This is a genomic window from Novosphingobium sp., assembly GCF_040398825.1.
GTDB lineage: Bacteria > Pseudomonadota > Alphaproteobacteria > Sphingomonadales > Sphingomonadaceae > Novosphingobium.
Genome location: NZ_JBBATI010000014.1, coordinates 69426 through 96293, shown reverse-complemented (window position 1 = coordinate 96293; position 26868 = coordinate 69426). Strand labels below are relative to the sequence as shown.

General features: G+C 63.6%; 21 protein-coding genes, 1 tRNA gene and 1 pseudogene. 11 read left to right on the top strand and 12 right to left on the bottom strand.

Annotation, left to right across the window (positions count from 1 at the left end; genetic code table 11):
• Nucleotides 1–215 (top strand): annotated as a pseudogene (locus ABWP89_RS09285) (D-aminoacylase); the annotation flags it as partial.
• A 202-nt stretch (nt 216–417) separates the two neighbouring features.
• Here ABWP89_RS09285 and ABWP89_RS09280 read toward each other — a convergent pair.
• Nucleotides 418–705 carry an ADP-ribosylglycohydrolase family protein gene (locus ABWP89_RS09280; protein ID WP_353228810.1) on the bottom strand — a complete coding sequence of 96 codons (288 nt, stop codon included), beginning with the start codon at nt 703–705 and terminating at the stop codon, nt 418–420.
• Nucleotides 706–728: 23 nt separating this feature from the next.
• On the opposite strand from ABWP89_RS09280, the gene ABWP89_RS09275 reads away from it, so the two are divergent.
• Nucleotides 729–947: a DUF5818 domain-containing protein gene (locus ABWP89_RS09275; RefSeq protein ID WP_353228808.1), complete on the top strand. Its 219-nt coding sequence runs from the start codon at nt 729–731 to the stop codon at nt 945–947.
• On the opposite strand, the gene ABWP89_RS09270 is transcribed toward ABWP89_RS09275, so the two are convergent.
• Entirely contained in the window at nt 935–2209 is a 1275-nt protein-coding gene (locus ABWP89_RS09270; RefSeq protein WP_353228806.1) for a tyrosine-type recombinase/integrase, read from the bottom strand. The two genes, ABWP89_RS09275 and ABWP89_RS09270, sit on opposite strands and share 13 nt — an antisense overlap.
• Before the next feature lie 94 nt (nt 2210–2303).
• Here ABWP89_RS09270 and ABWP89_RS09265 point away from each other — a divergent pair.
• Nucleotides 2304–2385, top strand: a tRNA-OTHER gene (locus ABWP89_RS09265).
• 59 nt (nt 2386–2444) lie between these two features.
• On the opposite strand, the gene ABWP89_RS09260 is transcribed toward ABWP89_RS09265, so the two are convergent.
• Nucleotides 2445–3062 carry a hypothetical protein gene (locus tag ABWP89_RS09260; RefSeq protein ID WP_353228804.1) on the bottom strand — a complete coding sequence of 206 codons (618 nt, stop codon included), beginning with the start codon at nt 3060–3062 and terminating at the stop codon, nt 2445–2447.
• Nucleotides 3063–3259: 197 nt separating this feature from the next.
• Here ABWP89_RS09260 and ABWP89_RS09255 point away from each other — a divergent pair, with 197 nt between their 5' ends.
• Both ABWP89_RS09255 and ABWP89_RS09250 read left to right on the top strand, forming a co-directional pair.
• Complete coding sequence (locus tag ABWP89_RS09255; RefSeq protein ID WP_353228803.1) at nt 3260–3676, top strand: cupin domain-containing protein; 417 nt, start codon at nt 3260–3262, stop codon at nt 3674–3676.
• A gap of 33 nt (nt 3677–3709) precedes the next feature.
• A complete protein-coding gene (locus ABWP89_RS09250) occupies nt 3710–5677 on the top strand; it encodes a DUF2075 domain-containing protein (RefSeq protein ID WP_353228802.1) in 1968 nt (655 codons plus the stop codon).
• Nucleotides 5678–5684: 7 nt separating this feature from the next.
• Here the strand turns inward: ABWP89_RS09250 and ABWP89_RS09245 are convergent, their stop codons facing one another.
• The 5 genes from ABWP89_RS09245 to ABWP89_RS09225 are packed head-to-tail and all read right to left on the bottom strand — an operon-like array spanning nt 5685 to nt 11949.
• Nucleotides 5685–7292: an acyl-CoA carboxylase subunit beta gene (locus ABWP89_RS09245; RefSeq protein ID WP_353228801.1), complete on the bottom strand. Its 1608-nt coding sequence runs from the start codon at nt 7290–7292 to the stop codon at nt 5685–5687.
• 4 nt (nt 7293–7296) lie between these two features.
• Entirely contained in the window at nt 7297–7797 is a 501-nt protein-coding gene (locus ABWP89_RS09240) for an acyl-CoA carboxylase biotin carboxyl carrier protein subunit (protein ID WP_353228800.1), read from the bottom strand.
• Between the two features lie 2 nt (nt 7798–7799).
• Nucleotides 7800–9284 carry an acetyl-CoA carboxylase biotin carboxylase subunit gene (locus tag ABWP89_RS09235; RefSeq protein ID WP_353228798.1) on the bottom strand — a complete coding sequence of 495 codons (1485 nt, stop codon included), beginning with the start codon at nt 9282–9284 and terminating at the stop codon, nt 7800–7802.
• On the bottom strand, nt 9281–11131 hold the full coding sequence (locus tag ABWP89_RS09230; protein ID WP_353228796.1) for an acyclic terpene utilization AtuA family protein: 1851 nt from the start codon (nt 11129–11131) through the stop codon (nt 9281–9283). The genes ABWP89_RS09235 and ABWP89_RS09230 overlap by 4 nt, the downstream gene beginning before the upstream one ends.
• Nucleotides 11116–11949, bottom strand: coding sequence for an enoyl-CoA hydratase-related protein (locus tag ABWP89_RS09225; RefSeq protein WP_353228795.1), 834 nt, complete (start codon nt 11947–11949; stop codon nt 11116–11118). Before ABWP89_RS09225 ends, ABWP89_RS09230 begins: the two co-directional genes overlap by 16 nt.
• A gap of 217 nt (nt 11950–12166) precedes the next feature.
• Between ABWP89_RS09225 and ABWP89_RS09220 the strand changes: the two genes are divergently transcribed.
• Nucleotides 12167–13351 (top strand): acyl-CoA dehydrogenase family protein, encoded by a 1185-nt coding sequence (locus ABWP89_RS09220; RefSeq protein WP_353228793.1) that lies wholly within the window; start codon nt 12167–12169, stop codon nt 13349–13351.
• Entirely contained in the window at nt 13344–14207 is an 864-nt protein-coding gene (locus ABWP89_RS09215; protein WP_353228792.1) for an SDR family NAD(P)-dependent oxidoreductase, read from the top strand. Before ABWP89_RS09220 ends, ABWP89_RS09215 begins: the two co-directional genes overlap by 8 nt.
• Before the next feature lie 183 nt (nt 14208–14390).
• On the opposite strand, the gene ABWP89_RS09210 is transcribed toward ABWP89_RS09215, so the two are convergent.
• On the bottom strand, nt 14391–14966 hold the full coding sequence (locus ABWP89_RS09210; RefSeq protein ID WP_353228791.1) for a TetR/AcrR family transcriptional regulator: 576 nt from the start codon (nt 14964–14966) through the stop codon (nt 14391–14393).
• A gap of 266 nt (nt 14967–15232) precedes the next feature.
• Here ABWP89_RS09210 and ABWP89_RS09205 point away from each other — a divergent pair, with 266 nt between their 5' ends.
• Nucleotides 15233–16768, top strand: coding sequence for an AMP-binding protein (locus ABWP89_RS09205; protein ID WP_353228789.1), 1536 nt, complete (start codon nt 15233–15235; stop codon nt 16766–16768).
• A 41-nt stretch (nt 16769–16809) separates the two neighbouring features.
• Here the strand turns inward: ABWP89_RS09205 and ABWP89_RS09200 are convergent, their stop codons facing one another.
• Nucleotides 16810–17847: a LacI family DNA-binding transcriptional regulator gene (locus ABWP89_RS09200; RefSeq protein WP_353228788.1), complete on the bottom strand. Its 1038-nt coding sequence runs from the start codon at nt 17845–17847 to the stop codon at nt 16810–16812.
• Nucleotides 17848–18124: 277 nt separating this feature from the next.
• Here ABWP89_RS09200 and ABWP89_RS09195 point away from each other — a divergent pair, with 277 nt between their 5' ends.
• A complete protein-coding gene (locus ABWP89_RS09195; protein ID WP_353228787.1) occupies nt 18125–21013 on the top strand; it encodes a TonB-dependent receptor in 2889 nt (962 codons plus the stop codon).
• Nucleotides 21014–21184: 171 nt separating this feature from the next.
• Nucleotides 21185–22669 carry a tryptophan halogenase family protein gene (locus ABWP89_RS09190; protein ID WP_353228786.1) on the top strand — a complete coding sequence of 495 codons (1485 nt, stop codon included), beginning with the start codon at nt 21185–21187 and terminating at the stop codon, nt 22667–22669.
• Here the strand turns inward: ABWP89_RS09190 and ABWP89_RS09185 are convergent.
• Together ABWP89_RS09185 and ABWP89_RS09180 are read right to left on the bottom strand one after the other, a co-directional pair.
• The gene (locus tag ABWP89_RS09185; RefSeq protein ID WP_353228813.1) at nt 22644–23312 is read right to left on the bottom strand and encodes a DUF6445 family protein; all 669 of its coding nucleotides are present in this window, start codon (nt 23310–23312) and stop codon (nt 22644–22646) included. The genes ABWP89_RS09190 and ABWP89_RS09185 overlap by 26 nt on opposite strands.
• 17 nt (nt 23313–23329) lie before the next feature.
• Nucleotides 23330–24844, bottom strand: a complete 1515-nt coding sequence (locus tag ABWP89_RS09180) for a tryptophan halogenase family protein (RefSeq protein WP_353228785.1) — start codon at nt 24842–24844, stop codon at nt 23330–23332.
• A 193-nt stretch (nt 24845–25037) separates the two neighbouring features.
• Between ABWP89_RS09180 and ABWP89_RS09175 the strand changes: the two genes are divergently transcribed.
• Nucleotides 25038–26858, top strand: a complete 1821-nt coding sequence (locus tag ABWP89_RS09175) for an alpha-amylase family glycosyl hydrolase (protein ID WP_353228812.1) — start codon at nt 25038–25040, stop codon at nt 26856–26858.
• Nucleotides 26859–26868 lie beyond the last annotated feature (10 nt).

Sequence of the window (26868 nt, the reverse complement as noted above, 5' to 3'; positions counted from 1 at the left end):
ATGCAAAGATCAACAGTTCGCGCCCCAAAATGGTCGCCGATCTGCCCGCGGGCGGTATGCGCCTGCTGCAAACCGCGACCGGGTACAAGATGACCATCGTCAGCGGTGAGGTGACGTTCGAAAACGGCATCGCCACCGGCGCCCTGCCGGGCAAACTGCTGCGCAGCGCACCCAATGCGTTCCAGCCGGCGGCTGCTCACGAACTGGCAGGTTAATCATGCCAAAGGAGGCGCCGGTTGTCGGCGCCCCTATGTCCCCCGCAAGCATCAACGGCACAGATTTGAGGTTGTGATTTGAAGAGAAATGAGCTGCTGCCGGTTTGACGGACGCTGAGACGAGCTGAAAGAGAATACCCCAGCTTGACGTTCAAAGTCGATAGGGCTGAGGATGCCCAGGGTCGTTTGACGCCAAGTCGGTTCATGATGCCTCGAACAGTGCCACCGTCGCGTTCGTGATCCGCTCTCCCCAGGCGACCTTGTCCTTCCAAACCTTTGGTATGCATCCTGCCCCATAGACCGCCCCGGCCAACTGCCCGGCGATCGCGGCTGTGGTATCGGCACCATCGCCAAGATTTGCGGCCAGCAACACGGCGTCGCGGAAGCTGTCCGTCCGCCCGACACACCACAGCGCCGCTTCAAGGCTGTGCGCGACATATCCTGACGAAGCAATCTGGCTACGGTGTTTGCCGCGCGAGGACCCGGCCATGATTGGTTGGCGTTTTCGAGTAGGTGTTCATTGTGAGTTCCGCGCGAATACGCGTTTCAGGAGTGCTTAGCCGCGGCAGGCGGGGGGTCATCCTGACAACGACGACCAACGAGATCTCGATCGTAGACAGCGAAAAACTTGGTGACAATCTCATTGGCTCGAAGGTGATCGTTGAAGGTGCCATTTCAGGCATGGATCGCCTGCGTGCCGACTGGATTGGCGCAGAAAGTCATCCTTCCTGATTCTCCTGCGGCGGATATTTCGCGACGATTTGGAGAACCTCCCTGCCCCACAGCGCAAGCGCCTCGCGCTTTTCGTTGGTGTACTGATGCCGATGATAAACACCGGCAACACCAGCCATCGCTGACCCCGACTGATGGTTGAGGACAGCTTCCGAAACAACCAAAGGTATTCCAAGCCTCTGCAGTCCGGTTGCGACAGTCCGGCGAATATCATGCATTGTGAAATGCCCGGCTTCATAGCCGAGCTTCTCGTCCACGTTCGCCCTGATACGCTTCCACGCTTTCGACAGCCCACTGACGCTATTCGTGTTGGTTACCTTGGATGCCAACAGAATTTGCGACTGCTTGTGTGCGTCATCAGGAGCGATCCCTGCGGCAGCGAAAATCTCGGTGACGACAGCAAGGGACTGCGCAGACATTGGCACAACATTCGCCTTGCTATTTTTCGCTCTGCCACCTGGCACCGTCCAAACCTTCCCTTTGAAGTCGAACTCATCGCAGGCCGCCTCGAGCACTTCTCCCCTGCGTTGGGCTGTAAGGACCAGCATTTGCACAAGATGCCCGAATGGATAGCCGTCCTCGACAGCGGCTTGCCATAGTGCTGCAAGTTCTCGATCGCTCAGCACGCGATCCCGAGGCTCGCTGCGTTTCGGCCGCCACGCATCCCGGCACGGATTGGACGGCAGGTTCTCGAGCCTGGTGAGTGCCCAAGTGTAAAACGTCGAGAGATGACGATAAACGATGCGCGCCATCGTCAGTGTTTCTTTGCCACGCTCGAATGCGATCTTCTCAACGAACCGGCTCACGTCGCTCCGGCTTATGGAATCGGCGAGGCGGTCGCCCAGCTCGGGCTCGATGTATTTCCGGAACACCCGGTCGAATTCCTTGGCGCTGCGCTTTTTACCCTCGATCTGCTGGGACAAGTAAACCTCGTATAGCTCGGCAACCGTCCCGACGCCTTTGGAACCTTTCCGCTTCGCGCCTGGCTTCCTGGCAATATTTTTGCCTTGCTCAACATCGACGAGAAGATCGCGTGCCTTGCGACGAGCATTGGCAAGGGTGAAGCTCGGGCTATGTCGCCCGATCGTGACGTTCAGCCATTTCCCCTGAATGCGCTTACGTAAAATGTATGTCTTGCTGCCGCTTGCGCCGATACGCAGTCGAAGACCGGCGACGAGGCCGTCTGCGAGCTCAATTTGTCCTGACGCGGGGGCCTTCAAACCCGCGATCCGCGCATCCGTCAATCCAACTTTGTTCGCCATTTGTACCTGCTACCTTAGGTAGCTTTTGGTACTGGATACACGTGAACATTTCAAGAACTATATGGACATGAAATGGCAGATTTCCGCCATTTTTGGACCCATGCGGATGGGCTAGGACCCTCTGATTTTAGCTCTTAATCAGCGGGTCCTTGGTTCGAACCCAAGTGTGTCCACCATTCCCCAACAGTATCGTCGCTGATTTCGTGCGCCGGGATGCGCCGTTTGCAGCCGCCGTTCAGAACCCGAGCGCCATTCCCAGCGCGCCCATGTCGTGGCCGGAAATGACCCCGCAGCGTTCGATGTGTTCATCCGTCAGGTTGGGAATATACATCTGCCAGGCCTCTGGCCCGCCCAGGGTGTCAGGCACGGTAAAGCCCGCCTGCTGTTCCTTAAATTTCATCAGCTTTACTTTGGCCAGCGCCTTTGCGCCCGAACCTTCCACGTTGGGATTGTTCCAATCGGCTTTCCACAGTTCCTGGCTGAATTTCGGCATGGGATTGAACGTGCCCCAGAAAATGCGGGCATCCACCTTCAGCCTCACCTGCACGTAATTGTCCAGATCGTTCCAGTCGAGACACACGCACGACATGAAGCGCACCATCGCGGTCATGCTGATGCCATTGGCCTTGGCCTGCTGAAAACGCCCCAGCGCGCCCTCTTTGTCGTCGAGAAACGGCGTGACCGCAGACCACCACGGGGTCACCCCATATTGCCCGGCCGCGGCGGCGCCCTTGGTCATTTTGAACAGCAGGGTATCCTTCGGCACGGTGACCACCCGCACCTTGCGAAAGCCGTTCTGGTCTGATTTGCGAAGCTTGTAGAAATCCGCCTGGCACAGCGTTCCATTAAGCATTGCCAATCCCCCTTCAGTGTCGGCAATATTGCCCTGATCGGGGGCGACATCCGCGTGTACGGGCACCGTCGTGCGGCGATTTGCGGCCCGGCGCAACCGCATTGTGGCGCGCAATACGAACGTGGCGGTCCGCGCTTGCGATCACCGTGGCGTGGGGCCATTATCGGTCATGCCACCGGGCACAGCGAGGGAGCCTGATGATGTCGACCGCCGGCCCGCCCGTGCAGAATGAGCGCGATCACCGTGAAACGATCGTGCACATGCGCGACGGCCCCGGCGCGGTCACACTGCGCCATTTCCGCTTTCACGGCGATGCCGCCATTCCGCGCTTTTTGATCCTGGAAATCCCGCCTGGCGCGGCTGAGGGCCTCCACACCCATTACGCCGATGATCGCAACGGCACCGGGGCCTATGACGAATATTATTACATCATCGCCGGTCACGGCGTGATGACGGTGGGAACGCACAGTTTTGCGGTTGGCGCGGGCGATTATGTTCACGCCCCGCTCGATCGCCTGCGCGGGATTGCCAATGCCGACCCGGCCGAACCGCTGAAAGTGCACCTGACAGTCGCCCTGCGCGATCTGCCCCAGCCCATATCGTCGCCTGGATAAAAACCTGGTATGCATCCACCAACAGGGGGTTGGATGCGCGCCTATTACTCAGCCGACCGTGAGCAGTTCCATACGGATAGCCCCTCGCATATTCTGGGTGAATTGACCCGCTGGCACCATTTCGATGTCGAGGCCGGGCAGAAACAGGCCTGGCTGAAACAGATCGACCTGATGCGCGCCGCGCTGGCCGACATCGCGGTTTTCACCCTGTATTTTGAATTCGCGATCCCGCGGATGGGCAAGCGCGCCGACGCGGTGGTGATTATCGGCAAGGCGATCTTTGTGTTGGAATTCAAGGACGGCCAATCGCGCTATGACGCCGCCGCTATCGAACAAGTCGAGGACTATGCGCTCGACCTGAAAAACTTTCACGAAGGCAGCCACGACCTGGCGATCTTTCCGATCCTGGTGCCGACCGAGGCACGTGAATCGCGCGACATCCAGTTCGAGCTGGCGTTTGACCATGTCGCGCGGCCGTTCCTGCTGTGCCCGCAGGATCTGGGCAAGGTCATCCGCCTGATCGCCGCAGACCATGCCGCACCGGGTTTCGATGCGGCAGCGTGGCAGGCCAGCGGCTATCGCCCGACCCCCACGATCATCCAGGCGGCGACCGCGCTCTATGCCCGCCACAATGTCGAAGACATCACCCGCAGCGACGCCGGCGCCATCAACCTGACCCGTACCGAAGCCGCCGTCAGCCGCGCAATCGAGGCCAGCCGCAACGGCGGTCAAAAGGCGATCTGCTTTATCACCGGCGTGCCCGGTGCCGGCAAGACGCTGGCCGGGCTGAATATCGCCACCCGGCGCAGCGCCGGCGAAAACGATGAACACGCCACCTTCCTGTCGGGCAATGGCCCGCTGGTGGATGTGCTGCGCGAAGCGCTGGTGCGTGATCACCGCGCGCGCACCGGCGGACAACGCTCGGCGGCAGAGCGCCATGTGCGCGCCTTCATCCAGAACATCCATCATTTCCGGGATGAATATGTCCATTCCCGCGCGGCGCCGTCCGACCATGTGGTGATCTTTGACGAGGCACAGCGCGCCTGGAACCGGCGCAAGGCCGGGATGTTTATGCGGCAAAAGCGCGGCATCGCGGATTTCGACCTGTCAGAACCCGAATTCCTGCTGGGGGTGATGGACCGGCACACCGATTGGTGCACCATCATCTGCCTGATTGGCGGCGGGCAGGAAATCAACGATGGCGAAGCCGGGCTGAGCGAGTGGATGGCCGCGCTCAACGCCCGCTTTCCGCACTGGCACGTCTATACATCGGATCGCATCGACCACCCGGATTATGACCTCAATCAGCACGCACAAAGCTTTCTGACCAGCCCGCGCGTCGCGCTCAGCCCGGATTTGCATCTGGGCGTGTCAATGCGATCGTTTCGCGCAGAAACGCTGTCGGGCTTTATTTCGCACGTGGTCGATGGTGACGCCGCCGCCGCGCGGGCGGCCCTGGTCGGACTGGACCTCTATCCCATCGTGCTGACCCGCGATCTGGATTCAGCGCGGGCGTGGCTGCGGGCCAGGGCGCGCGGGTCGGAACGCTATGGCCTGGTGGCATCGTCGGGCGCCATGCGGCTGAAGGCAGAAGGGCTGATCGTGAAGGCGGCGATCGAGCCGCCCAACTGGTTCCTGAACGCCCGCGATGATGTGCGATCGTCGTTTTATATGGAAGACGTGGCCAGCGAGTTCGACGTGCAGGGCCTGGAACTGGACTGGGCCGGTGTCTGCTGGGATGCCGACATGCGCCATGATGGCGCCGGCTGGCGACCATACAAGTTCAAGGGCACAAAGTGGCAATCGGTCAACGACCGTTTCCTGCGGCTCTATTTGAAAAACGCCTACCGGGTGGTGCTGACCCGCGCGCGGCAAGGCATGGTGATCTTTGTGCCGACGGGCGATGACCGCGACCCGACCCGGTGCCCCGGTTTTTACGACGGAATTTTCGACTTTCTTGAACGTTGCGGGCTGACGACACTGAACCCTGCCGACGATTGAACCCCGATCAGAACCGGAACACCCCGTAACCCGGCTGTCCCAACGGGGCGTTGAGCGAAACCGCGATCGCCATGCCCAGTGCATTGCGCGTGTCGACCGGATCGATGATGCCATCGTCCCACACTTCCGATGTCGAATAGCGCGCGCTGATCTGTTCATCAAAGCCCGCCCGCGTCTGGCGGCGCAACTGTTCCAGCACCGCATCATCGACCGGTGCGCCGGTCTGGCGCATGGCCCGCGCCTTTACATCCACCAGCGTATCTGCTGCCTGATCCCCGCCCATCACGCCGATCTGGTGGTTGGGCCAGGTAAACAGGAACCGGCCGTCAAACGCCCGGCCGCACATGCCGTAATTGCCGGCGCCGAACGATCCGTTGCACATCACGGTGAATTTGGGGACATGCGAACAGCTGAGCGCCATGATCATCTTGGCGCCATCCTTGGAAATGCCGCGCCGTTCATAATCCTGCCCGATCATATAGCCGGTGATGTTTTGCAGAAACACCAGCGGGGTGTTGTTCTGGTTGCACAGTTCGATGAAATGCGCGCCCTTCAGCGCGGATTCGTTGAACAGCACGCCGTTGTTGGCCAGAATCCCGACTTTATAGCCCCAGATATCGGCAAAACCGCACAACAGGGTCGGGCCATAGGCGGGCTGATATTCATGAAACCGACTGCCATCGACCAGCCGCGCGATCACTTCGCGCATGTCGAACTGCTGTTTGATGTCGTGGGGCAGGATGCCATAGATTTCGGCCGGATCGTACAGCGGCGGATCGGGGTCTGGCCGTTGTGCCGCCCACGGCGTGGGGCGTTGCCATTGCGCGACCACCTCACGCCCGATCAGGATCGCCTGGCGTTCGTCGGCGGCGGGATAATCACACGTGCCGCTGACGCTGGTGTGCATGTCCGCCCCGCCCAGATCATCAACACTGACCTCTTCGCCAGTGGCCGCCTTGACCAGCGGCGGCCCGCCCAGAAACACCGCGCCGGTGCCACGCACGATGACATTGTAATCGGACAGCGCCGGGATATAGGCGCCGCCCGCGGTGCAATGGCCAAACACCAGCGACAGTTGCGGAACACCCAGTTTTGACAGGATCGACTGGTTGCGAAAGATCCGCCCGGCCATGTACTTGTCGGGAAACACCGCGCTTTGCAGTTGCAGGAATCCGCCGGCAGAATCGCACAGATGCACCACCGGCAGCCGGTTTTCGATCGCGATATCCAGCGCACGCACGATCTTCTTGATGGTCAGCGGATACCACGCACCGCCCTTCACCGTGGGATCATCGGCCCGGATCAGCACTTCGCGCCCCGCCACCACGCCGATCCCGGTGATCGAACTCGCGCCCGGGGCTTCGCCGCCATAGGCATGGCACGCCGCCAGCGATGACAGTTCAAGGAACGGCGTGGCCGGATCGAGCAGCAGGTCAAGCCGTTGACGCGGGGTCAGTTTGCCCTGCCGCGTCAGGCGGTCGAGATCGCGTTGCGGGCGCTGGTGACGCGCCTTGTCCTGCGCAGCGTGAAAGTCGGCGACCAACGCGCGGTTGTGCGCATCGTTGCGGCGAAAGGCCGCGCTGGCGGTGTCGATGGTCGAACGGATCACGCGCATCAGATCATTCCCCCACGACCACCGGTTCCAGCCGTACCAGCACATCGTCGCGCGCGAACAGGTCGCCCGGCTGGCGGGTTACGGCGGCGATCACGCCATCGCGCGGCGCGCACAGCACGGTTTGCAATTTCATGCTTTCAATCGTGATCAGTGCCGCGCCCCGGGCCACTGCCGCACCCACCGCGCCATGCACATCGACCACCAGCCCCGGCATCGGCGCGCGCACGTCATCGCCGCCCGCGCCTTTGTCTTGTTCGCGCGCAAACGGATCGATCGGCGTGACCGCTTCGGTGCGGCCAGCGATCCGCAGCCACACCGCGTCATCGGCCACGGCGCGGCGAAACGCCATGGTCTGGCCATCGATCCGCAGCGTCTGGATACCATCGCCAGCACCGGCGATGACCTCGACAACATGGTGTTGCCCGTCTACCGACAGCACCAGTTGCGGCCGGCGTGCGATGATTTCGACCGCGTGTTCACTGCCCCCGATCATCAGCCGGATCATCGTCAGTTCCTCCAGCCGCCAAGCGAGGCATAGGGTTCGGGCACCGCGTCTACCAATTGGCGAAAATCATGGTTGCCCAGCGCGGCGGCGATCAGGAACGCTGCCTGGGCTGCATCATCCATCGCCGGCGCGGCCAGTGCGTCGGCGTGCTCGGTCAGAAACCCGGTGTGCAGTGCGCCGCCGGTAAAGGCAGGATGCGCGATCACCCGCGCCAGGCTATCCACATTGGTATCCAGCCCCAGCACCGCCAGATCGGCCAGCGCCGCACCGGCGCGATCAATCGCCTGTGCCCGCGTGGCACCGTGCACCACCAGCTTTGCCAGCATCGGATCAAAATCGGCGGTCACCGCCTGCCCTTCGCGCAGCGCGCTTTCAAACCGCAGCCACGGCGCGCGCGGGACCGTCAGATGGCGAATGGCGCCGGTCGCGGGAACAAAGCCGCGATCGGGTGCCTCGGCACAGATCCGGCATTCAATCGCGTGCCCCGTCGCCACAACATCGGCCTGCCCAAACGGCAGCCCCGCCCCGGCCGCAATGTCGAGCTGCAGCGACACGAGGTCGAGCCCGGTGATCATTTCGGTAACCGGATGTTCGACCTGCAGCCGCGTGTTCATTTCCAGGAAAAAGTATCGGCCATCGGCGCCCAGGATGAATTCCACCGTGCCCACATTGCGATAGCGTGAAGCCGATGCCAGCCGCACCGCATCGGCGCACATCGCCGCACGCAAGTCTTCGGCCAGGTTGGCGGCGGGCGCCTCCTCGACGATCTTTTGAAACCGGCGCTGCACCGAACATTCGCGTTCGAACAGATGCAGCGCGGCGCCCGCGCCATCGCCAACCACCTGCACTTCGATATGCCGCGGCTGTTCCACCAGCACTTCGGCATAGACCCGCCCGTCGCCAAAATAGCGGGTGGCCTCGCTGGCGGCAACGCGCACGGTTTCGCGCAAGGCCGCGGCTTCGCGTACAATGGACATGCCCTTGCCACCGCCGCCCGCCGCCGCCTTGATCAGCATGGGATAGCCGACCGCGGCCACGGCCGTTTCAAAAGCGGCGAAATCACCATCGAACGCCACCGATGGTGCCACCGGCACGCCGTGGGCCTGCGCAAACGCGCGGGCGGACAGTTTGTCCCCCATCAGCGCGATGGTGGCCGCATCGGGGCCGATGAAGGTCAGTCCGGCATCGGCCACACTTTGCGCAAAGGCGGCATTTTCGGACAGGAAGCCGTATCCTGGATGGATCGCCTCGGCACCCGTCGCCAGCGCCGCCGCGATGATCTGCGCGCTGTCGAGATAGGCCGCCACCGGGCCGCTGCCGACCAGTTCGACCGCCTGATCGGCCATCGCCACATGCGGGGAACCGGCGTCGGCGCGGTGATAGACGGCCACCGCCGACACCCCGCGCAATTGCAGCGTGCGCATCACCCGGACGGCGATTTCGCCGCGATTGGCCACCAGCACGCGGGCAAACGGGGGCCGGGTCATGCGTCAAACTCCGCAGCGATAAGCCCGGTTTTCAGCCACGTGGCGGGCACGGCAACCGGCATGTCCATCAATATCTGCGCCAGCGCCTTGCCCTGCGGATCATGCCGCAGCGATGCCGTGCCGCCGCCGCCCAAGGCCTGATGCAGCACCACGTTAAAGCCGTGAAGGCCGGGCCATTCAAACACTTCGATCGGACCTTTGACGAAATGGTCGAGCCGGTCGGCGATTGCCGCGGGTGTCAGCGCCCGCCGCATGGCCCCGACAAAGCGCGGATCGCGCGCCAGCACACCCACATTGGCCAAATCGCCTTTGTCGCCCGATCGGCCAAACGCGATGGCGATCAGCGGCACCATGACCTGTTCACCGATCGCCAAGTCGAGCGCAGGAACAGCCATCGCCACAGTCATCGCGACCGGGCCAGCGGCGGCATGAGCCACCGGTGCAAGATCATGCCGCGCGCCATCCAGTTCAAACCACACCGGCACGTCGGCCTGCGGCACCAGTAGTGAAAAGGCGCAGACCAGCGGTTGGGGTGATGGCCGCCCCCCCGCAAAGCCGGTCGTACCCTGCGCCATCGCAGTCGCGGCGGGATAGATTTCACGCGCCAGAATTTCCAGCGCCTGGCGAGAGGCGTGGCGCGCGGCGACCGACAACACGACCTCGCGCGCCGCCTGCCCCCGCGCATGGCGGCCATACTGACTGTCGGAACCGATCACCTCAACGGCGGTTGCGGTGAAGGGGGGCACGCCTGCCGCCGCGATAAACCGCCCGGCGCGGGCCAGAATAGCGTTGCCGGTGGCCTGCGCCCGCGCGACCGCGTCGCGGCCGATGATCGTCATCGTGCCGGTCATGCGATAGCCATCCTGCCAGGTCGCGCACACTTTGAAGCGCGGCGCCGGGTCCGCCGGCGTGCAGGGCGCGCGCCCTTTCGCGCCGGACACCCGCACGCAGTCTGGCCCGACCTGTGCCAGCCGGATCGCCGACCAGTCACAGATCACATCGGGCAGCAGATAGGCGGCCGGATCGCCCACTTCATACACCGCCTGTTCGGCCACGCCGGCGCAATCGACCCGGCCGCCAGTGCCCGCCGGCTTGGTGATCACGCATGTGCCATCGGCGTCGCATTCGGCAACCGGAAAACCCATGTCGTCCCAGCCCGCGCCCGTGCCCCAATCGGTTACGATCCCGCCGGTGACCTGGCATCCGCATTCGATCAGATGCCCGGCCAGGCTGCCCCCCGACAGCCGGTCATAATCGTCCGCCGCCCAACCGAATTCATGGATCAGCGGCCCCAGCACCAGCGCCGAATCCACGCAACGCCCGGTCAGCACCACATCCGCCCCCGCATCGAGCGCCCGCGCGATCGGCAGCGCGCCCAGATAGGCATTCGCGCTGGTGAGCGTGTCCGGCAACGGTTGCCCGGTGAACATTTCGGTCGCCCCGCCTGCGCGCCAGGCCCCGGCTCGGTCGGCCAGATCATCGCCATGCACCGTGGCAATCCGCAGGCTCACGCCTTCGCGCGCGCAGGCCTCGCGCAGCGCCGCAGCACAGGCCGCCGGGTTCAGCCCGCCGGCGTTGGTGACCACTTTGATGCCCTGCTGCGCGATTTCGCGCAGCAGCGGCCGCATCACCAGATCGACAAAATCGGTGGCATAGCCCAGTTCGGGGCGCTTTGTCCGCGCACGCGCCAGGATCGACATGGTGATTTCGGCCAGGTAATCCATCACTAGGTAATCGATGCCACCGCCCTGCACCAATTGCCGCGGACCATCGGGGGAATCGCCCCAGAACCCGGCGCCGCAGCCGATCCGCACCGTCCTGGCCATGACCGTCAGTTCCCGGTCCATTCGGGCGGTCGTTTGGCCAGAAACGCGGCAAAGCCTTCCTTCGCATCGGCGGTGCGCGCCAGGTTGGCCAGCATGAATTGCGCATATTCGATGGCATTGCTGGTGGTCATTTCGCGCACGCGGCCCAGCGCCTGTTTGCCCAGACGGATGCCGGTGGGGGATTTGTCTACGATCCGGCCGAGCAACCAGTCCAGCTTGGCGTCAAGCTGGTCGGCGGGCACGGCATAGTTGACGATGCGGTCGCGCGCCGCCTCTGCCGCCGTAATCGGTTCGCCGGTCAGGCACATTTCCATCATCGTGCGCACCGGCACCGTGCGCAACAGAAACGGCAGGATCATCATCGGGAACAAGCCGATCTTTACCTCCGACACGCCCAGCAGCGCGTCTTCGCGCGCGACCACCAGGTCGCAGGCGCAGACCAGCCCGAAACCGCCAGCCAGGGCATGGCCATTGACCCGCGCAATGATCGGCAGGCGGCATGCTTCCATCCGGCGAAACAGCGTGGCGACATGGTTGCGCGGATCGGCCTCATTCATGGTAAACGGCGTGCCGCTGGCATCGGCCTGCATGTCTCCGCCCGCGCAGAACGCGCGGTCACCGGCGCCAGTCAGCACCACGGCGCGCACATCGCCTGTCGCCTCGGCCGCATCAAGCGCCTGGCCGATCCCGGTCGACACATCGGCATTCATCGCGTTGCGCCGCTCTGGCCGGTCGATCGTGATTTCCAGCACATGGCCCCGCCGCCGCGTCCGGACCGCGCCATAGTGCGTTTCATCGGTCTGCTCGAAACTGCCCCCAACCTGCTCGGAACTGCCCATTATCGTTGCCTCCGGCGATCTCTTGCCACGTTTAAATGAGCCAAATTCATTTTTGTCAACCCGATTGGGCCAGCTGGCTTTCCTGGCCGCACGCAGACGATGAAAACCGGGCCTTGGGGCACTTGACGTTCCGGCGCATGGGCGGCACGACATCACAAAACGAAAGGAATTCATGTTGGCGCCTCGCAGGTGGCCGGCACGATGCAAAGGGAAGAGTATGTCCGGGTTTGAACTCGACGAGCAACAGCAGGCCATTCTCGAAACCGCCGACCGTTTTGGCCGTGAGCGCCTGTACGATCTGGCGCCGCGCATGGATGCGGAGGAATGGTGGCCGGCGGGCGCCTTTCCCGCGTTTGGCGACGCCGGCCTGTTGGGCATCACCATCGATGAAGAATTTGGCGGCGCCGGGCTCGATCTGCTGGCCGCAGGGCTGGTCCTGCAGGGCTTCGCGCGCTGGAACCATGCGCTGGCGCTCAGCTGGGTGGCGCACGACAACTTGTGCGCCAACAACATCTTTCGCAACGGCAACGCTGCACAGCGCGCGAAATACCTGCCCGATCTGTGCGCTGGCCGCACCGTGGGCTGCCTGGGCCTGACCGAGCCCGGCGCCGGGTCTGACGCGCTGGGCGCAATGCGCACCACCGCGCGGCGTGATGGTGATCACTATGTGCTGAACGGATCAAAGATCTATATCACCAACGGCGCGGTCGCCGATGTGGTTTTGGTCTATGCCAAGACCGACAAGGACCGGGGCGCCAAGGGCATTTCCGCCTTCATCGTCGAAACCACCAGCCCCGGTTTCGCCGTCGCGCAAAAACTGATTAAAATGGGCTATCGCGGCAGCCAGACCGCCGAACTGGTGTTTGACGAATGCCGCGTGCCGGCCGAAAACCTGCTCGGCACCGAAAATGCCGGGGTGGGCATCGTCATGGGCGGGCTCGATCTGGAACGCGCGATGATTTCGCCGATCTGCCTGGGCATTGCCGAACGCGCGCTCGATCTGTCGATCGATTATGCCCGCACGCGCGTGCAATTCGGCCAGCCGATCGGCCATTTCCAGATGGTGCAATCGATGCTGGCCGACATGTATGTGGCGGTCGAAACCATGCGGTCGTTCACCTATCAGACGCTGGCGCGCGCCGCGCGCATGGAGGTCGGCGGCGGCGGACGCGGCGAATTGCACAAACAGACCGCCGCGTCGGTGATGTACGCCGCGCAGGCCTGCCACAGCGTGCTGGACAACGCAGTGCAGATCCACGGCGGCAGCGGCTATATGTGGGAAACCGAAATCAACCGGCTCTATCGATCGATCAAGCTGCTGGAAATCGGCGCCGGCACGACCGAAGTGCGCAAAATGATCATCGCCGAAGACCTGCTGCGCGGCATTGCGCCGCGTGGGTGACGATCCGCCGCCCGCCTATGGCCTGGATGACGCGGCGCTGGCCGATCATCCAACGGTCTTTGCGCCCGGATCGCTGGCCGGGCGAACGGTGCTGATATCGGGCGGTGGCGGCGGGCTTGGCCGGGCGACCGGCTGGCTGATGGGCCGGCTGGGCGCGCGCCTGGTGCTGACCGGGCGCGACGCGGCAAAGCTGGACCAGGCCACCACCGCGATGGCCGAACGCGGCATTGCCGCCGTGGGCCGCGTGGTCGACATTCGCGAACCCGATGCGGTGGCCGCGTTGTTTGCGCAGATCGCCGACGACGGCGGCGTCGACATACTGGTCAACAGCGCCGGCGGGCAATTTCCGCAGGCCGCGATCGATTTTTCGGCCAAAGGCTGGAACACGGTGATCAACACCAATCTCAACGGCACCTGGCACATGATGCAGGGCGCCGCCCGCCTGTGGCGCGATGCCGCGCGGGGCGGATCGATCGTCAACATTGTGGTCGTCACGCGCCAGGGCCTGCACGGCGTGGCACACAGCGTGGCCGCGCGCGCGGGCGTGGTCGGGCTCAGCCAGGCGCTGGCGGTCGAATGGGCACCGCTGGGCATCCGCATCAATTGCGTCGCACCCGGCACAATCGAAACGCCGGGCTGGCGGGTCTATACGCCCGAAGTGATTGCGCACTATCCGGATTCCAACCCGATGAAGCGCGCCGGCACCGCCTGGGATGTGGCCGAAGCAGTGGCCTATCTGGCCGGTGATGCCGGCCGTTACGTAACGGGCGAAGTGCTGCATGTCGCCGGCGGCAGCCAGCTGTGGGGCGAAACCTGGACCATTCCGCGCCCGGCCTGGTTCGACCCGGACGGATAAATTCTGCGGGGTCGCGCTGCGCGCGACTCAAACCTCCCGCCCCGCCTCCCGCGACGAAGAGCACGAAAATGTCCGGGGGACGTTTTCGCTGAGGAGCCGACCACCAATGATACCATCATGCTGTGGTGGTCGGGCTCGCGAGGCGGGGCGGGAGGTTTGACTGCATGTCAGTGCAGCCAAAAATTATAACGCCTTCAGCCCGCCGATCACGAACTGGCTGACCAGCCGCGCCAGCCGGTCGACATTCATCGTCAGCCCGGAACCGATGTGGCGCCACGCCACATGTTCCATCCCGCCAAACACCATGTCGCGCACCAGCCGGTGGTCAATCTCGTGCGAAATCACCCCTTCATCCATCCCGGCTTCGAGTACGGGGATCAGCAGCGCGGTGTATTTGCGGTTCAGGCCCTGCTGGCTGGACCCGACATAATCGTCAAAGTTGCGCACTTCGGCGATGAACAGCCGGCAAATGCCGGTGTTTTCGCCAAACACGCGGATATGCGATCGGATCAGCGCGTGCAGCTTGCCCTCAAACCCCTGCCCTGCGGCAATCTCGCGCTCGGCCAGTTCCAGCGTCTGGCCATAGAAATGCGCCAGTGCCGCCGCCAGCAATTCGCGCTTGCCGGTAAAATAGCGATAGATCAGCCCGTCACTGGTGCCCGCCAGCGCAGCAATCTGGGCGATCGACGCCTTTTCAAAGCCGCGCTCGCCAAACACCACCAGCGCCGCGGCCACGATTGAATGGCTGCGTTCCTGCATCCTGACAGGTGATATGCGCGGCATTGGCTAACGCGGCTCCAGCATGGCAAGGTTGACTCATAATTGAATTGCATTCACCTTGAAACCGCCTTCGTAAAGCACAAAAAGGTTGCCGGGGCGCAATCGCCAGGTGGCGCCAATCGCCAGTGGCAAAAGCCCCGGCAAATTCGTTGCAACCGGAAGAGGGGTTGATGTCGGCGGCCAGTATCCACCAGAAGCCGGGCCAAACGAACGGCCAGAAACCGGGATGGTCGGGAACCTCGTCCATGCTCACACGCACCGCGCAGGTTGCCGGACAGCGGCGATCGACCGTGTTCGGCGCGGTGGAACGCACCTGGGCACAGACCACCGACCGGGCCGCACGCGCCGGCGCGGCGCTGTCGGCGCTGGGCGTAAAGGCGGGTGATCGCGTCGCGGTGCTGGCGCTGACCAGCGACCGTTATGTCGAATTGCTGGCGGGCATCCCCTGGGCGGGCGGCGTGGTCGTGGCACTGAACTGGCGCTGGTCATTGGCGGAACTGGCCGATGCCCTGCAGGATTGCGAACCGTTGGTGCTGTGGTGCGACCGCGCCATGGTCGCCACCGCGCAGGCGCTGGCGCAGGGCCGACCAGGGCTGACCCTGCTGGCGCTGGATGAAGGGCCGGACGGCCTGGCGTGTTATGAGGACCTGATCGCAGCCGCGCAGCCCGGCGTACCGGTCCCGCGTGGCGGCGATGACGCGTTTCAGCTGGCCTATACCGGCGGCACCACCGGGCGGTCAAAAGCCGCGATCATGACCCACCGCAACGTGCTGGTAGAGGCGCTGGCCTGCCATGCCGAGGGCGTGCTGGGCGCGGACAGCACATTCCTGCTCAACGGGCCGATGTTCCACGCCGCCGGCACCTGGCCCAGCCTGTCGATCATGTCCAGCGGCGGCACGCTGGTGCTGATGCCGCAGCTGGAGGTGGAGGCCGCGCTGACGCTGATCGAACGGCACCGCGTGACCGAAGCGCTGCTGGTGCCGACCGTGCTGCAGATGCTGCTGGATCACCCCCGGTTTGCAGAATTTGATCTGTCGGCGTTCCGCACCATTCTGTACGGCGCAGCGCCGATTACCGAGGCGTTGCTCGATCGCGCGCTGACCGCGTTTCCCGCCACGCGCTTTGTACAATGCTATGGCATGACCGAACTGGCGCCGGTCTGCGCGATGCTGCCGCATGAATATCTGATCGGGCCGTGGCGCGCGGCCGGCGCGCATCGTGCGGCCGGGCGGGCGCTGATCGGGGTCGAAATCGCCATTGTCGATGCCGATGACCGGCCGCTGCCGCGCGGCGCAGTGGGCGAAGTGATCGTGCGATCCGAAACCATGATGCGCGGATACTGGCGCCGCCCCGAAGAGACCGCTGCAGCACTGCGCGGCGGCTGGATGCACACCGGCGATGCCGGGTACATGGATGCGAACGGGTTGGTCTATGTGGTTGACCGGGTGAAGGACATGATCATTTCGGGCGGCGAAAACGTCTATAGCACCGAAGTGGAAAACGCGCTGTGCAGCCACCCCGACGTGTCAGAGGCGGCGGTATTCGGCATTCCCGATGCCAAATGGGGCGAAGCGGTCCACGCCGTGGTCCGCCTGCGCGCCGGGGCATCGGTCACCACCGATGCGATCATCGCCCATGTGCGGAACCGCATCGCCGGTTACAAAGTGCCGCGGTCGATCGATGTACGTACCGAACCGTTCCCGGTCACCCCCGCCAACAAGATCCTGAAACGCGAACTGCGCCGCCCGTTCTGGGAAGGACGCGGCCGCGCCATTGTCTGAGCGCGCAGTTCGCCAACGCCAGTGCCTTAGCCCGCGCCGGTTTAGCCAGCGCCCGCCGGCCGCGCGGTCGATTGGCGCACCACCAGTCGTGGCGGCAGCATGCGCACATCCATCGGGCGCCCGTTGATCTGTTCGATCAGCGCCTCCACCATCGCCGCCCCACCGCGGATGACATCCTGCGCCACGGTGGTCAGCGGCGGGTGGGAAAATCCGGCCAGCGGAATGTCATCGAACCCGACCAGGCCGATATCGTCGGGAATTGACAGCCCGGCTTCTTCAAACGCGCGCATCGCGCCGATGGCGATCAGGTCGCATGCGGCAAACACCGCGTCGAACGGTTTGCCACGCGCCAGCAATTCGCGCGCGGCGGTATAGCCGGCCGCGTCGGTGGTGACCGCGCCGACCACCAGATCGGGATCGGGGGTTATCCCGGCCGCAATCATGGCGTCGCAGGCGCCGCGCCACCTGTCCTCGGCCTCTGGCGCATGGCTTGATGCTTCGCCCAGAAATGCGATGCGGCGATACCCCTGCGAAACCAGGTGCTGCCCCGCCAGCAGACCACCCATCCGGTTGTCGCTGCCGATGGTCATGCCGGGTGCATCGGCGCTGACCGATCCCCAGCGCACGTAACGGGCCCCTTCGGCCTCCAGCTGGTTCAACCGTTCGCGATAGGTTTCGTAATCGCCATAGCCCAGCAGCATAATGCCGTCGGCCTTGCGGCTGTATTCGTAGTCGACATGCATGCTGCGCGAAAATTGCTGGAACGATGTCAGCAGGTCATAGCCATGCCGCGCGCACGTGCGCGCGATCGACCCCAGCATCGGCAGGAAAAACGGATTGATATGCGATTCGTCGGGCGTCGGATCTTCAAAAAACAGCAATGCCAATGTGTTGGTGGTGCGCGACCGCAGGCGTGAGGCATTCCGGTCCACCGCGTAATTCAGTTGCGCTGCGATCGCTTCGATTCGCAGCCGCGTTCCTTCGCTGACCGACGGATGCCCGCGCAGCGCGCGCGAAACAGTCGGCTGCGACACCCCGGCGCGCTGGGCGATATCGAATGATGTCGGCTTAAAGCTCATGCCTGCGCGACGATCCTGTCCCCGTCTTTTGTTGTGTTGTTGCCTGTTTAGCACCACCGCGCGGCTGCGCAAAGCGGATTGAAAATGACCCCCGGCACGCCCGTTTTGGCAGCTCGGTCTAACATACGTATGTCGCATTCTTTACCCGCATGGCCGGTCCGGCGCAAAAGCACATCAACGAAAACGCGCTGAAACGCATGGCCATGGGGGCTGCGTCGGTCGCGTCAGGCTTGCACACCGAGATGCGTCAAGCGCACCGGCACAGGGAGGATGACATATGAAACGGATCCAGAACTCGCGCGCATCGGCGTCGATCAAGACTTTGCTGAAGACCGGCGTGGCGCTGATGGCCGTGGCCGGAATCACCCCGGCGATGGCGCAGACGGCCGGCGCCCCGGCCGCCGCCCCCGCCACCGATGCCAAGCCTGTGACAGACGGCGACGCGATCGTCATCAGCGGCTATGCCCGGTCGATCACCAACGCCAACCGCATCAAGGAAATGTCGGTTTCGGTGGTTGAAGCGATCTCGGCCGAAGACGTCGGCAAATTGCCCGACGTATCGATCAGCGATGCGCTGTCGCGCCTGCCTGGCCTGGCCGTGCAGCAATCGGCCGGTCGCGCCAAATATCTGTCGATCCGCGGGTTCGGCCCCGATTACACCACCGCCACGCTGAACGGCCGGATGATCGCCACTGTCGATGACAACCGCCGTTTTGACTATGGCCAGTTTCCGGGCGACTTGTTCCAGGAAATCGACGTCATCAAGACGCCGTCGGCCGACCTGCTCAACGCCGGCCTCGCCGGTACGGTCAACCTGCAGACTTATGATCCGCTGAAGGCGAAGAAATCGTTCAGCGTGAACGTCCAGGGTGCGATCGGCAAATATGCCTCGCTCAACCCGGAATCGTCGAACAAGGGCTACAAGGTTTCCACCGTCTATGTGAACAAGTTTGCCGATGACACCATCGGCGTGTCGCTGGGCTTTTCGGCAATCAAGGACCCGTCGCAGGATTACCACTGGGCAACCGGCGGCGGCAACGGCAACTATTACGGGCCGGGCAACAAGGACGCCGCGGGCAATATCGGCCCGCAGGATATCCAGAACTTTGCCAACACCAACGTGCTCTATCGCCAGACCGGCTTTGGCCACGTGGTCTATCGCCCCAGCGACGCGTTCGAAATGGCGGTCGATGCACTGTACAGCCAATCCAAGACCCGCGAATATTCGCGCGGCTGGGAAATGCCGCTGGCCAGCTGGAGCCACGACACACAGATCCCCGGCACCGAAACCGCGACCAGCGACGGCTATGTCCAGTCCGAACAGTGGAAGGTCAATCCGGTTCTGCGCAACGACCTCAACACGTCGGATGCCAAGACACTCGCGATCGGCTGGAACGCCAAGGTCAAGGTTAGCGATGCGATCCGGCTGGTGGTCGATGCCAACTATTCGCGCGCCACGCGCCACGACAACACCTATGAAATCTATGGCGGCATCTCGCACCTGAACAACACCAACCCTGCCACCGCGACGATCACGCGGCAGCCCGATGGCAGCTATGGCGTCAACATTGCCGGCGCCAACTATGCCGATCCGGCGCAAGTGTCGCTGACCGACCCGCAAGGCTGGGGCCAGGTCGGATTCAACAACGTTCCCGACTTTGTCAACACGATCAAGGGCCTGCGCGCCGAACTGCAGGGCCACCTGGGCGATGGCTTTTTCAAGGGCTGGGAACTGGGCGCCAATTTCAGCGATGAAAAGAAGACGTCGAACTATTCGGGCTATTTCATCTGTCTGCCAGGCGCCGCCGGGTACAGCTCGGTCGGCAATTGCGGCGACTGGCCGGGCCTGGGCGGCGGCCCCAACAGCGTCGCCATTCCGCAGTCGATCATCACCGGATCGGTCACACCCTATGGCGTGACCGGGACCAGCATCATCGCGGTCAACCCGATTGCCGCGCAAAACCTGCTGCGCACCGCACCGCAGTCGCAAAGCAACAACAGCGCGCGTGACTGGACCGTGCGGGAACGCGTGCTGACCGGCTATGCCCAGATCAATTTTGATGGCACATCGGGCGGCATCGGCATTCGCGGCAATTTTGGCGTGCAGATTGTCCACACCAACCAGGGTTCGACCGGTTCGATCGCGCTGAATGCGACGACCGCGCTGCCCAGCTATGCCAGCACCAACTACACCTATTTCCTGCCGAGCCTGAACACCCGGTTTGAAGTCGCGCCCAAGACGTTCATCCGTTTTGGTGCCAGCCGCACCATTGCTCGTGCAAAGCTTGACAACGAAAACTCCTCATTCGCGGTCAATTCGTGCGGCGCCAACGGCTGCACCACGGTGCCGCAGATCGGTGGCAAGACACCGTTGCTGTCGGGCAACGGCGGCAACCCCTATATCCGCCCGTACTTCGCGGATAACGTCGATCTGGCAGTGGAAAAATACTTTGCCCATGATCAGGGCAAGATCGCCCTCGCCGGCTATTACAAACACATCACCAACTTCGCGACCCAGAACCAAAAGCTGAACAACGGCAACATCAACAGCGATGGCCCCGGATCGACTACCACCTACACTTACGATTTCACCCCCTACCAGGCGCTGGTGACCACACCGGGGCTGTTGAACAATCCGGCCTACACGCTGCTGGGTTATGCTTCGGCGCCGATCAACGACGGGTCGGGCGATGTCTATGGCTTTGAAGTCAGCGCCGTGCTGCCGCTGAAGGTGTTGACACCGGCGCTCGACGGGTTCGGGGTGATCGGCAACTATGCCAACACCACCAGCAAGATCAAGTTTTCCAACGGAAACTCGATCACACTGCCAGGTCTGTCAAAGAGCGTGTTCCAGGCGCAGCTCTACTTTGAAAAGTACGGCTTCAACGCCCGCACCTCGTTCACCCATCGCGGGCAATATCTGGGTGATTACCAGCTGTTCAGCGCGCAGGTGACCGCCAACCAGACCAAGCCGCAATCGACGCTGGATGCGCAGATCGGGTATGATTTCAAATCCGGCCCGCTCAATGGTCTGTCGCTGTATGTTCAGGGCCACAACCTGACCAATTCCAAGACACTGTCGTACGTGAACAACGACCCGAACGAGATCAACATCCGCGACCAGTACGGCGCGACCTATCTCGCCGGCGCAACGTTCAAGTTCTGATCGAAATGCTGCGGGGGCGGGCCACCAACCCCTCCCCCGCAACCCGCCCGCACTCGTCACCCGCGGGGTGATGCGTATGGATGAAGTCGGTTTGAACACCAGGGTTCCCTCACCCCCTTCGGTCGCGGTCTGGCTTGGCCAGTCTGCGACCGTCTGGTATCGGGCAAGGCCATGACGACGCCACCACGCCATCGCATAGTCATCATCGGCGGCGGCACCGCCGGGTGGATCGCGGCGGCGTCGCTGGCGCGCTATCTGCCTGCACACCGCCACGCCATCACGCTGATCGAATCCGATGATATCGGCATTGTTGGCGTGGGTGAGGCGACGATTCCGCAGATCCGCCTGCTGAACGCGGCGCTGGGCCTGGACGAATATGCGTTCATGCGCGCGACCCAGGCGACGTACAAACTGGGGATCGAATTTGTCGGCTGGGGCGCAGCCGAAAGCCGATACATGCACGGGTTTGGCGCGGTCGGCCGGCCGCTCGGCCAGGCCGCGTTCCACCACCACTGGTTGCGCGGGCTGGGCCTGGGCGAAACCGCGCCGCTCGATGCCTATGCGCTGAATGCGCAGGCCGCGTGGGCCAACCGGTTCGACAAGCCACAAGGCGGCCCCGATTTGCCCTATGCGTTTCATTTCGATGCGTCGCTGTTTGCGCCCTATTTGCGCGACTGGGCTACCCCGCGCGGGGTCGCGCGCATCGAAGGTCGCGTTGTCAGTGTGGGCCGCGATGCCCACAGCGGCGATGTGCGCGATGTGCAGCTGGCCGGCGGACAAATTATCGCCGGTGATCTGTTCATCGATTGTTCGGGCTTTCGCGGTCTGTTGATTGAGGGCGCGCTGGGCACCGGGTATGAAACCTGGGGGCACTGGTTGCCCTGCGACCGCGCGCTGGCGGTGCCCTGCGCCCGGGTTACGCCGCTGACGCCCTATACCCGGTCAACCGCGCATGCCGCCGGGTGGCAATGGCGCATCCCGTTGCAGCACCGTACCGGCAACGGGCATGTCTATTGTTCGGCGCATGTCAGCGATGATGATGCGGCGCGTCTGCTGCTGGACACGCTGGATGCTGCCCCGCTGGCCGATCCGCGCCCGATCCATTTTACCACCGGGCGCCGCCGCGCGTTCTGGAACCACAACGTGGTCGCGCTGGGACTGGCCGCCGGGTTTATGGAACCGCTTGAATCCACCAGCATCCATCTGGTGCAATCGGCCATCGAACGCGTGATCCGCTATCTGCCCAACGGGCCGATCCAGCCCGCCGATGTTGCGGCATACAATGCCGACACCATCTTTGAATGGGAACGCGTGCGCGATTTCATCATCGCGCATTACCACATCAACACCCGGCCCGAACCGTTCTGGCGCGATTGCGCGGCCATGGCGGTGCCCGACAGCCTGGCGGCAAAGCTGGCGCTGTTTCGCGCCAATGGCCGCATCGTGCGCCACGCCGACGAACTGTTTGCCGAAGTCGGCTGGTTGCAGGTCATGGTCGGCCAGGGCGAACGCCCGCACGGCCATCACCCGCTGGCCGACGCGCAATCCGATGCCGAAGTGCGCGAATTGCTGCAATTGTTGCGCCAGGTCATCGGCCGCCAGGCCAATGCCCTGCCCGACCACGCGGCATTCATTTCACGGCATTGCCAGGCGTAATTCCCAACAGAAACGTGTTGACCGTCAGCCGCGCGCGGCGCGGATCGGGTGACAGGTCCAGATCATCGGGCAGATCGGCACAATGCAGCGCATGGCTGCGATAGATCAACGCGCGATTGGGGCGGGCATCGAACCGCGCGATGCAGTCATAAATCGGCGTATCACCTGCAATATAGCCCGCCACCGGCAAGCCATGTTGCGCAACATCGCGGTGCAGCGCGGCATCATAAACCGGGTGGCGCGCGGCATCGATCGTTTCGAAACCGGTGCTGCGGTGGCGGTAGAACGCGGTGCCACCCTGGTCGGCGCGTGACAGGAAATGCAGCAGCGCGATACGTTCCCGCTCCAACCCGTCGATATGCGGAATGCGCTGGATCGGGGTCAGCGCGGCGGGCGGCGTGGTCACGATCGAATAGCCCGCCGACACCAGCGCCGGGGCTGCATCCAACCCAAATGTTGCGGTGATCAGGTCGATCACCGGGCCCAGAAACGCGGCCACATCATCGGCCGCGACTTCGGCGCGCAGGCCGGGGTAATGCCGGCCCAGCGGGCGATAGGCCAGGGCCTCTGCGTGCGCTCGCAGCCGCGCCGGATCGGGCACAAAATCGTCGATCACGATCACCGGCTGGCGTTCATGGCCGATCGGTTCGATGCGGTGGATCAGCGCACCGGCTCCGGCAACAGACGCGCCAGCGCCGCGTCGTGGGTGGGAAAGGTTGCCGCCGCCGCGCGCATCAGATCGCGCAGGGATCGCAAATGCTGCGCACCATCGACCAGCCCGGCGCGCGCATCGGCCATCGTGTCATAGCCGGCGGGAACCAGCCCCTGCCCCAGATAGACCGCCAACCAGCTGGGATTGCGGAACAGTTCATCCTGTGGCGAAACCAGCCGCGCCGCCGCCTGCCAGTGCCGCAGTTTATAGGCCAGCTCATCGGGCACCGCCATGGCCGCGCATTGCCGCCAGAACGGTTCGGGGCGGGTATTGGCATGGTAATGCAGGATGATGAAATCGCGGATGCGTTCGTATTCGGCGGCAGTGGCGCGGTTGAATTCTTCGGCATTGAGCGGATCGTGGTTGCGATCGGGCAGCACCAGCAGCAACCGTTCCACCGCGGTCTGGATCAGATGCAGGCTGGTCGATTCCAGCGGTTCCAGAAACCCCGATGCCAGCCCGATAGCCACGCAATTGTTGACCCATGACCGGCGGCGGCGCCCGGCGGTAAAGCGGATCACGCGCGGATCGGCCAGCCCCGGGCTTTCCACATGCGCGTGCAGGATATCCACCGCCTGGTCATCACCCATCACCGCCGAACAATAGACATGGCCATTGCCCTGGCGATGCTGCAGCGGAATGCGCCATTGCCACCCGGCGGCATGCGCGGTGGAGCGCGTATAGGGCGTGATCGGCCCGGTGTTGGCAGTGGGCATCGCCACCGCGCTGTCGCACGGCAACCAGTGCGCCCAGCTGTCAAACCCCGATTCCAGCGTGCGTTCGATCAACAGCCCGGCAAAGCCCGAACAATCGACAAAGAAATCCCCGGCGATCTGCCGCCCGTCATCCAGCGTGACATGGGTCAGGTGCCCGGTCTGGCCATCGCGGCCGACCGTTTCGATTCGCCCCTCAGCGCGGACAACGCCGCGCGCCTCGGCATAAGTGCGCAAGGTTTTGGCGTAGAGCCCGGCGTCGAAATGATAGGCATAGCCATGGGTCGATCGCACATCGCGCGCATTGTCGACCGGCGGACCAAAGCGGTTTTCGCGCGCCAGTGCCCAGCACATCGCATAATCATCGATCGGCGTCGCATCACCGCGCGCGCGTTCGCGCAAGTACCAGTGGTGCAGCGGCACGCGGTCAAAATCCGCGCCATAGGTGCCGAATGGATGAAAATAGCGCGAATGGGCCGTACCCCAGCCGACAAATTCGATGCCCAGTTTGTAACTGCCGCGCGTGCTGCGCAAAAATTCCGCTTCATCAATCCCCAGCCGCGCGTTGAACGACCGGATCGGCGGGATGGTCGCCTCACCCACTCCGACCGTGCCGATCGCATCGGATTCGACCAGCGTGATCGCAATGCTGCCGCCAAGGGCATTGGCCAGCGCGGCGGCAGTCATCCAGCCGGCAGACCCGCCGCCGACGATGACGATTGAACGGAGCGTGGCCGGATTGCTATCCATACCCAACGCTAACCGCCACCGGTGCCGATGGCAATTGCCGCGCCGGGCAGCACCGCGCAGAGCTGTGCTGTCGGTATACGTATTCTTGTGCCGCAGCGGCGGCGGCGGTGGCACAAGGCCGCCAACCAAGGGAGAGATCGTGTCCTGTTCATCCGCAACGCGCGCCGCCATCGCCGGCCTGCGTCCATACGCCATGGCCGTGCGTCTTGCCGCCGCCGTGCTGGCGCTGTGCGTGTCGGCTGGCGCCCATGCCGCGCCACAGCGGGCGCTGGCATCGCAGGTGGCGGCGCGCGGCGTTGACGATGAAATCATTTATTTCCTGCTGCCCGACCGGTTTGACAACGCTGATGCGTCCAACGATCGCGGCGGGCTGACCGGCGATCGGCTGCATACCGGATATGATCCGGCCGACCGCGCATTTTACCATGGCGGCGATCTGGCCGGTGTCATGCGCCGGCTCGATTATATCAAGGCGCTGGGCGCCACCGCGATCTGGATCGGCCCGGTGATGAAAAACCGCCCGGTGCAGGGCGCGCCGGGGCACGAAACCGCCGGTTACCACGGTTATTGGATTACCGATTTCACCCAGGTCGATCCGCATTTCGGCACCAGTGCCGATTTTGCCCGGCTGGTGGCGGCGGCACACGCGCGCGGCCTGAAATTCTATATGGATATTGTCGTCAACCACACTGCCGATGTCATCAAATATGGCGAATGCCCGGTCGCACCCTGCCCCTATCACAGCCGCGCCGATTACCCCTATCAGCGGCGTGGCGGGATTGGTGGTGCGGCGATCAACCCGGGCTTTGCCGGCGACAGCATCGGTACGCCTGCCAATTTCGCACAGCTGACCAGCCCCGACTATGCCTATACGCCGGTGATCGATGCCGCTGACAGGCATGCCAAAGTGCCCGACTGGCTGAACAATCCGATCTATTATCACAATCGCGGCGACACCACGTTTGCCGGTGAAAATTCGACGATGGGCGATTTTGCCGGGCTGGATGACGTGATGACCGAACACCCGCGCGTGGTCCGCGGGATGATCGATATCTATGCCGACTGGGTGCGGCGCTATCATGTTGACGGGTTTCGCATCGACACTGCCAAACATGTCGATCCGGCATTCTGGCGCGCGTTCATCCCCGCCATCCGCGCCGTCGCGCGCCACGAAGGCCTGCCCCATTTCGCCATCTTTGGCGAAGTCGGCGGCGGCAGCGACAACGCGCAGTACCAGGCCGTATCGACCCAGGTCGCGCATTTTCCCGCCACCATCGATTTCGGTTTCCGATTCAAGGTCATCGACGCGGTCAGCGGCAAAGGCGGCACCGATCTGCTGGAAAACCTGTTTGCGATCGACCCGTTGTATGCCGGTGGCGAAGCGGCCGCGCGCGATCAGGTGACTTTTGTTTCCAACCACGACAACGGCCGCATCGGCTGGTTCATTCGTCGCGCGTTGCCGCAGGCGGGCGATGATGAAGTGCTGGCGCGGGTCACACTGGCGCATGCCATGCTGATGACTTTGCGCGGGGTGCCCGCCATCTATGCCGGCGACGAACAGGGCTTTGCCGGGCTGGGTGATGACCAGAACGCGCGCGAAGACCAGTTCGGATCGCAAGTCGCCGCCTTCAACGCGGAAAAGCTGATCGGCACCGGTACCACCACGGCCGACCCGCATTTCGGCACCGATCATCCGCTGTTTCACACGATTGCCCAGCTTGCGCAGATCCGCCAAGAAACGCCGGCGCTGCGCAGCGGGCGGCAGATCGTGCGCGCCCGCTCCACCGTACCAGGGTTATTTGCGGTATCGCGGATCGATCCAGCGGACGGGCACGAAGTGCTGATCGCATTCAACACCGCCACGACGCCGGTGTCGGCGCAAATCGCGGTCGAGGTCGGCACCACGCACCTGACTGCGCTGGCCGGAACTTGCCCCGCCGCCGCCAATGCCCCCGGCTCGCTGCGGATCGACCTGCCCGCACTGGGCTATGTGATTTGTGATGGCCGCAAATGATTGATGCCCA